This window comes from Pseudomonadota bacterium (genome assembly GCA_030860485.1).
In the GTDB taxonomy this organism is placed as follows: domain Bacteria; phylum Pseudomonadota; class Gammaproteobacteria; order JACCXJ01; family JACCXJ01; genus JACCXJ01.
In genome coordinates this window covers 1-7566 of the sequence record JALZID010000116.1, presented here as the reverse complement: position 1 = coordinate 7566, position 7566 = coordinate 1, and the positions used below count along the sequence as shown (strand labels likewise).

Annotated in this window: 4 protein-coding genes and 1 pseudogene; 4 read left to right on the top strand and 1 reads right to left on the bottom strand. The window is 65.4% G+C overall.

The genetic code is table 11. The features are described 5' to 3' along the window. Positions 1-815, bottom strand: a pseudogene (locus M3461_06765) (chromate transporter). A gap of 264 nt (positions 816-1079) precedes the next feature. Between M3461_06765 and M3461_06760 the strand changes: the two are divergent. The 4 genes from M3461_06760 (at position 1080) to M3461_06745 (ending at position 6641) form a co-directional block, all read left to right on the top strand. After that, on the top strand, positions 1080-3791 hold the full coding sequence (locus M3461_06760) for a phosphoenolpyruvate carboxylase (protein ID MDQ3774076.1): 2712 nt from the start codon (positions 1080-1082) through the stop codon (positions 3789-3791). A gap of 184 nt (positions 3792-3975) precedes the next feature. Continuing rightward, positions 3976-5019: an OmpA family protein gene (locus M3461_06755; protein MDQ3774075.1), complete on the top strand. Its 1044-nt coding sequence runs from the start codon at positions 3976-3978 to the stop codon at positions 5017-5019. Between the two features lie 119 nt (positions 5020-5138). Further along, complete coding sequence (locus tag M3461_06750; protein MDQ3774074.1) at positions 5139-6188, top strand: substrate-binding domain-containing protein; 1050 nt, start codon at positions 5139-5141, stop codon at positions 6186-6188. Between the two features lie 87 nt (positions 6189-6275). Next, a complete protein-coding gene (locus tag M3461_06745; GenBank protein ID MDQ3774073.1) occupies positions 6276-6641 on the top strand; it encodes a rhodanese-like domain-containing protein in 366 nt (121 codons plus the stop codon). Positions 6642-7566: the final 925 nt, after the last annotated feature.

Below are 7566 nucleotides of genomic sequence, written 5' to 3'. Positions count from 1 at the left end.
GACAGTGCAACACCGCGTAGGCGCCGCCGAACGTGAAGAGCGCTGCCTTGGTGAAGAACGCGCCCATATCGCGCAGGGTACCGGCCGGCACGAGGACCATGGCCGCGCCCCACAGGGCCAGGAACCACCCGATGAGGGCCGCGAGGCGTTAGGGCCGGAACTTGGCGTGCGGGGGGAGGGGGGCAGTTCGTCATCGATGAGGGCGGGGCCGTAGGCCTGGTCCGATGCCCCTGTCCCCCGCCCACCCTGAACTTGTCCGGGGCCAGGCGGCCGCCCATGTAGCCCAGGATGCCCGCCGCCACCACGATATAAGGAAAGGGCACGCCCAAGGCGAAAATGGCGAGGAACGAGGCTGCCGCGAGGCCCCACAGGACCTTATTCCTGAGCGGGCGCGAGCCGATGCGCCAGGCGGCGTAGAGGACCACGGCCACGACCGCCGGCTTGATGTCCGAGAATACCCCTCGCACCCACACGACATCGCCGAACGTGACGTAGATATAGGTCAGAACGATAAGGAACACGAGCGAGGGCAGGACGAACAGCGTCCCCGCCACGATGCCGCCCCAGGTCCGATGTAATAACCAACCGATGTAGATGGCGAGCTGCTGGGCCTCGGGGCCGGGCAGCAACATGCAGTAGTTCAGGGCGTGCAGGAAGCGGTGCTCGAAGATCCAGCGCCGCTTCTCCACCAACTCTTGGTGCATGATGGCGATCTGGCCCGCCGGCCCGCCGAAGCTGATGAAGCCGAGCGTCAGCCAGTACTGGAAGGCCTCCCAGAAGCTCGGGCGGGCCGGACGGAAAGACGCATCGTTCATGCTCTGGAGCAGCTCCTCCAGCAGGACGGTCGTATCAACGTCGTCGCACCCTGCCTCGGCAAGCAGGGCGTCATCGTCGCGAACCCGCGAATTCATGCCGGGCACCACCTGCCGGCCCTACGAGGCGGTGAAATCCCATGCCCTATGCGTTACACTTTATTTTTATCATGTTACACAATGGCTTGATTTGAAACAGATAGTGCCACGAGCGCCGCTGTTTTCAGCCCCGCCGGGCCATCCGGATGAGCGAAGCGAGGATCGGGGATGACGAATACTGTACCGGAAACACCCGAATCGCGAGAGGCGGTCCGCTATGCCCGCGAGGTGCTCGACACCTTGTTCGGGCTCCTGTGCGCTGTCGTGCGGCGCCGGCAGCCGGAGATAGAACCCGTCTTGCGCGGCGAGGCGCCTATCCCGGCGGGGCGCGAGGACCTCTTGCTCCGTGGCCTCCAGGCCTTCGGGATTTGGTTCCAGCTCATCGCCCTCGCCGAGCAGAACGCGACCATGCGGCGCTTGCGCCACACTGAGGCCGAGCGCGGTCCGGAGGAGGTCCCGGGCACCTTCGCCCATGTGCTTTGCGAGGCGGCGCGGGCGGGCGTTCCGGCCGAGGCGATTCAGGCGCTGTTGCGAGACGCCCGCATCCGGCCGGTCCTGACCGCGCATCCCACCGAGGCCAAGCGCGTCACGGTCCTCGAGATCCACCGGCGCATCTATCTGCGCCTGGTGGAGCTCGAGACGCCGCGCTGGACACCCAGGGAACGCCGCGCGCGTATCGATGCCCTGCGCAACGAGATCGAGCTTTTATGGCTGACCGGGGAGCTCAGGCTCGAAAGGCCCACCGTCGCGCAGGAGGTCGCCTGGGGGCTGCATTTCTTTGAGGAAGCCCTGTTCGCACAGGTCCCCGAGGTCATGGCCAAGCTCGAAGCTGCGCTCGAGTCCCACTATCCCAGTCACGCCTTCCGCCTCCCCCCGTTGTTGCAGTTCGGGTCCTGGATCGGCGGCGATCGGGACGGCAATCCCTTCGTGACCAATGCGGTGACTCTCGACACGGTCCTCAGGAACCGCGCGGCGAGCCTCAAGCGGTACCGGGCCCGGCTGCTGGACCTGGTCCGCTCACTCAGCATCGCGGAGCACGCGATCACGGTGCCGGCGTCCTTCGCGGTGAGCCTGGCCGGGCACCTTGCGCATCTCCCCGACGGCGAGGCGATCGCCCGCCGCAACCCCGGCGAGGTGTTTCGACAGCTCGCGTTCTCGATGCTGGAAAAGCTCGAAGCCGCGCTTGGGAACCCACCCGAGGCCTGGGCTTATCGCAGCGCCGATGCCCTCGCCGATGACCTGAAGACCCTGGAGCAAGGGCTGGCCGACGCCGATTGCGGGGCGCTCGGGCGGGCGCTCGTGCGTCCCGTGCGCCGAGAGGTCGAGGCGTTCCGTTTCCGCACCGTGCGCCTGGACCTGCGCGAGAATTCCACGGTCATCAATCGCACCCTGGAGGCGCTCCATCGAGCTTCGCTGCAACCATCGCCGGCCGTGGGCTCCACCCTGTCGCGTCACTGGCTACAAACGGAGCTGGCGCGGCCCCTGCCCGCGCTGCCGGAGTTCCAGGGACTAGATGCCGAGGCGGGGTCGACGCTCGCCACCTTTCGTCTCGTGGCGGAGATGCGTGCGGCTGTGGACCGCGACACCTTCGGTGGCTTCGTCCTGAGCATGACCCGGTCGGTCGCGGATGTGCTCGGGATCTATGTGCTCGCGAAGTACGGCGGCCTGTTTGTCGATGCCCAGGGGGTCGAGGCCTGCACCTTGCCGGTCGTGCCGCTCTTCGAGACCATCGAGGACCTGCGGCGCGCCCCTGGGATCATGCGCGAGCTCTTGGCGACGGCCGTCGTGCGCCGCTCGGTGCGCGAGCAGGGCGGGGTGCAGGAGGTCATGATCGGCTATTCAGATTCCAACAAGGACGGCGGCTTCTTCACCTCCAACTGGGAGCTGCACCTCTGCCAGGCGCGGCTCACGCGGGTGGGGGAGGAGGCCGGGCTCCCGATCGCCTTCTTCCACGGCCGCGGCGGATCGGTGAGCCGCGGCGGCGTCCCGACCGGGCGGGCGATCGCGGCCCAACCCGCGGGCTCGGTGGGGGGGCGCTGCCGGATCACCGAGCAGGGGGAGGTGGTGTCGGCCAAGTACGCGAACCGCGGGACCGCGCGCTATCACCTGGAGCTGTTCGCATCCAGCGTCCTCGAGCACTCGCTCAAGTCCACGACCGAGGCGGCGCTCGCGCCCGACCCGGAGATGGACGAGGCCATGGAGGCCCTCTCCGGCGCCGCCTATGCGGCGTATCGGCGCCTCGCCGACCATTCGGGGCTGGTCGAGTACTACCAGGCGGCGAGCCCGGTCGAGGAGCTCGCCTTGCTGAACATCGGATCGCGACCGGCCCGGCGCTTCGGCGCCAAGTCGCTGGCCGATCTGCGCGCCATCCCCTGGGTCTTCGCCTGGACCCAGAACCGCCACATGGTACCGGGCTGGTATGGCGTGGGCAGCGGGATCGCGCGCTTCATCGAGGTCCGGGGCGAGGCCGGCGAGCAGTTGCTGAAACGCCTGTTCGAGCGCTCGCGGCTCTTCCGGCTCATCATCGACGAGGTCGAGAAGTGCCTCGCGCAGGTGGACCTCGCCATCGCGCGCGAGTACGCCGCCCTGGTGCCGAGTGCGAGCGTACGCGACGAGGTCTACGGGATGGTCGCGGAGGAATACCGGCAGACGGTCGAGCGGGTGCTCGGTTTGAGCGGCGCGACGGCGCTCTGCACGCGCCTTCCGAGGTTCCAGCGCCGCCTCGCGCGGCGCCTGTCCATCATCAACCAGGTCGGTCGGGAGCAGGTGCGGTTGATCCGGCGCTTCCGCGAGGCACCGGCGAAGGCTCGGCAGCGCGGGCTCGTCCCTTTGCTGCTCTCGATCAACTGCATCGCCGCGGGCCTGGGATGGACCGGCTAGCCGGAGGCGCCCTAGAATCCTAAGTCTAGTTCCCCAGGCACTCTGACCGAGGGCGTGGAGGCTCAAGGGTGCTGCCCGGTGCCGATACTGTCGCTGCAACTGTTGTTTTGCTATCCTGTATTTGTAGGAATCAAGTTCCAGTGTAGTATAGTACATCGTCTTATGTCGTAAAGAGGAGACACACATGGCGCGCAATAAATGGTTAGTGACGTTCGGCCTGCTCGCAGTAGTGATGGCAGGCGCGGTCCGTGCGGAGGAAGAGTTCCTGGACAACCGGTTCTATCTGGTGCCGTTCGGGACCTTCGTCCTACCCGATGGTGATCGCGACACCTCCGAGGGTTGGGGCGGGGGGCTCGCGGTCGGTAAGATCATCAACCGGTATCTGAACCTCGAGCTGAAGGGGGTCTATGACAACCTCCAGAGCGACGGGTTCGGCGGCAGCGGCGACGTGGATGAGTATGGCGGGGGTTTGGATGCCCTGGTGTTCCCGTGGCGCGGCCAGCTATCGCCCTATGCGGTCGTCAGCGCCATGGGCCTGAACACCGACAGCGATCGGCGCGGGGCCAACTTGCACTTCACCGCTGAAGCCGGCGGTGGCCTTCAGTACGAGCTCGACGACCACGGCACATCGCTTCGGACCGATGTGCGTTATCGCTACAATGCCGACAGCGAGACTGCCCCCGCCAATCAGCTGCACGAGATGGTCGTGAACCTGGGGATCGCTGTCCCCCTGGGCCCGAAACCGCAACCGGTCGCGGAGGCGCCGCCGCCGGCGCCGGTGGACGATTGCGCGGCCCGGGACTCGGACGGCGACGGCGTGAATGACTGCATCGATAAATGCCCGGGCACGCTCACGGGGGCCAAGGTCGACGACACCGGCTGTTTGATCCGCATCGAGCTGCACGGGGTCAACTTCGAGTACGACTCGGCCGAGCTGACCGCGACGGCGAAGTCGATCCTGGACGGTGTGGCCGATCAACTGGTCGTATTTCCTGAGAAGAAGGACATTGAGGTCCAGGGACATGCCAGCAGTGAAGGCGCGTCCGACTACAACTTGGCCCTGTCCGATCGGCGCTCACAGTCGGTGGTAGACTACCTCAAGGAACGCGGCGTGACGAACAACCTGTACGCCAAGGGGTATGGCGAGGACTATCCGGTCGCGGACAACAGCACCGAGGAAGGCCGCCAGAAGAATCGGCGTGTCGAGCTGATCTGGATGGGTGAGTGAGGTCTCGGCGGCCGGGGACCAACCGGACGGTCCCCGGCCTACTCACCGGTACCCGTCACGGAACCCGCTCGCCAGAGCGGGTTTCTTTATTTTCTGAGGCCAGGATCGTGAGACATACCATGAGCTATCGTGTTCACTTCTCGGTCGCCGTCGTGGTCGCTGCCGTCGTGCTGCAGCCAGTACAAGCGGCCGATCTGCGCGGGTATCTGCACATCGTCGGGTCGCATTCGATCCGGCCGTTTGCCGATGCCGTCGCGGACAAGCTCGCCAAGTCCAAGAAGGTGAAACGGCCCTGGGTGGAGTCGACCGGGAGCCGCGGCGGGATCAAGCTGTTTTGCGAGGGTACGGGCGCGGATGCTCCGGACATCGTCAATGCGTCGCGTCGTATGGAACGGCGCGAATTCGACTTCTGCCGCTCGACGGGCGTTAAAAACCTCGTCGAGGTCAAGATCGGCTATGGTGCGGTCACCTTGGCGCGCCTGAAAAAACAGGAGCCGCTGCGGCTCACGCGCAAGACCCTGTACCTGGCCCTCGCCAAGGAGATACCGGATCCGGCCTGCGCGGACTGCGAGACATTCGTGCGCAATCCATTCAAGACGTGGAAGGAGGTCGATCCGGTCCTGCCCGATGTCGAGATCGAGGTGCTCGGGCCGCCCGAGGGCTCCGCAATCCGTGAAGTCTTCTCCGATCTGGTGATGGAAGGCGGGTGCGTGGGTTTTCCGGCGGCCGCCGCCATGAAGGACCGCGACGCCGCCCGGTTCGACACGCTCTGTCGTACGATCCGCGAGGACGGCGCCTATGTGCGGCAAGACCCTGGCAAGCTGGCGGACAAGCTATCGGCCCGCCCCGGGGCGATCGCGATCATGGCCTACCACCAGTTCTCCACTCATTCCAAGACGCTCGACGCGGTGTCGATCGAGGGGGTCGCCCCGAGTGCCGACAGCGTCACGTCGCAGCAATACCCGGTCAGCCGGACGCTCTACTTTTACGTCAAGGGCGATCGCGTCGGGAAGGTGCCCGGTCTGGCGCAATATATCGCCGAGTTCACCGACGACCGGTCCTGGGGCGACAAGGGCTATCTCGTGGCCAAGGGCCTGATCCCCATGCCGACTGCGGAACGCAAGGCCGTGGCCGGCGCCGCCAAGGCCTTGAAGCGCGTCTCCCTGTGAGCCGGCCTGCGCCAGTGCCTCTGGTACGAATCATTTGCCAGGCAATGAACGCGCTGTGGCATCCTCTGCGCCGGAGGTGAAAAGACCATGGCCATGACCGCACAAGACCTCGTCCAGGAGGCCAAGAAACACATCCGCGAGATCGATCCGGACACCGCCGAACAACACCTCGGCGAGCCTCGGACCGTGGTGATCGACGTGCGCGAGCCCGCGGAGCTGGAGGCAGGCCGTCTGCCCGGGGCCATCCACATCCCGCGCGGTCTCCTGGAGTTCCGCATCGGGAGCTGCCGCGAGCTGGCGGACCCCTCGGTCCCCGTGCTTGTCTACTGTCGGAGCGGGGCGCGTTCGGCGCTGGCGGCGGAGACCCTGCAACGGATGGGGTACTCGAACGTCAGCAACATCGCCGGCGGCTTCGAGGCCTGGGTGGCCGGCGGGAAGGCATTAGACGAATAAGGGTTGCGCGGGCAAGACGTGCAATAGCAATAGCAACGCGCGGACGGCGGTGCGGCCGCGGTCTGACGGCCGGTGATGGCCCGTGCCGGCACGTCTGCGGATGCGTCGGATCTCGAGGGGGGAAGGCCCATGGTGTTCTACGCCCCCTCATGACGCCCGATAGATCCCTCACGCGCTTGCCCGATGCCTCTTGAAGAACCGCCGGCACCGGTCCTGGTTTTGATCTCCTCACCATGGACGAAGCCCCCGGCCGCCGATATACCGCCCGCCTCAATCCCAATGACCCGCGGCATATCCCCCGCCAAGGCCCCGGGAAAGCCGCGGCTAAGTGATGATACGACGTGTGCTACACTTGTCACGTGAGCGGGCCGCCGTCTTGTAACGCGACGGATCGGCCGCCATTTCATGTTAGCGTTCAAACAAATGGCAGAGCTAGACCTTCGCAAATCCCCTTGGAATGAAGGGCTCGGTATTTCTGGTGAGTTTCTTGATCACCAGCTTTACCTTTTAGGGTGCATGGTCCATGCAAGCCCCGCGTTCGAGGCACTCGGAAATCATCCCCTCTGCGAGCTGCGTCAGCGATTTCAAGAGACAGAAATCGGCTGCCTTCTCCTTTACCGTTGCTGTCGCCGTGCGCAACGCTATGGATCAAAACCCATCACGAGCCGAATACTGGCTCCAAGGGGTCGATGACGACGTTGGGATGCTGAAAAAGAATCGCGCGCGAGAAAGAAACGGAGTCGGTTCTCAATTTTCGTGAGGCATGCAACAAACTCGTTCACTGCCTCTCAATCAACTTTGGGTGCGGCTCTTTTAGAACGACGCGCGGACGGGTCAGGCGGCCTTTCGAAAGTCGTGGCTCGCCATCCGGGAAAGGTGGTTGCGCGTCTGCTCTTGGGCCTTGTGAAACGCCCAGTAGGTCTCG

Bases quoted from the DNA above. Each gene is read 5' to 3' on its own strand.
- M3461_06750 (MDQ3774074.1), top strand. From the start codon at position 5,139: ATGAGCTATCGTGTTCACTTCTCGGTCGCCGTCGTGGTCGCTGCCGTC.
- M3461_06755 (MDQ3774075.1), top strand. From the start codon at position 3,976: ATGGCGCGCAATAAATGGTTAGTGACGTTCGGCCTGCTCGCAGTAGTG.
- M3461_06760 (MDQ3774076.1), top strand. From the start codon at position 1,080: ATGACGAATACTGTACCGGAAACACCCGAATCGCGAGAGGCGGTCCGC.
- M3461_06745 (MDQ3774073.1), top strand. From the start codon at position 6,276: ATGGCCATGACCGCACAAGACCTCGTCCAGGAGGCCAAGAAACACATC.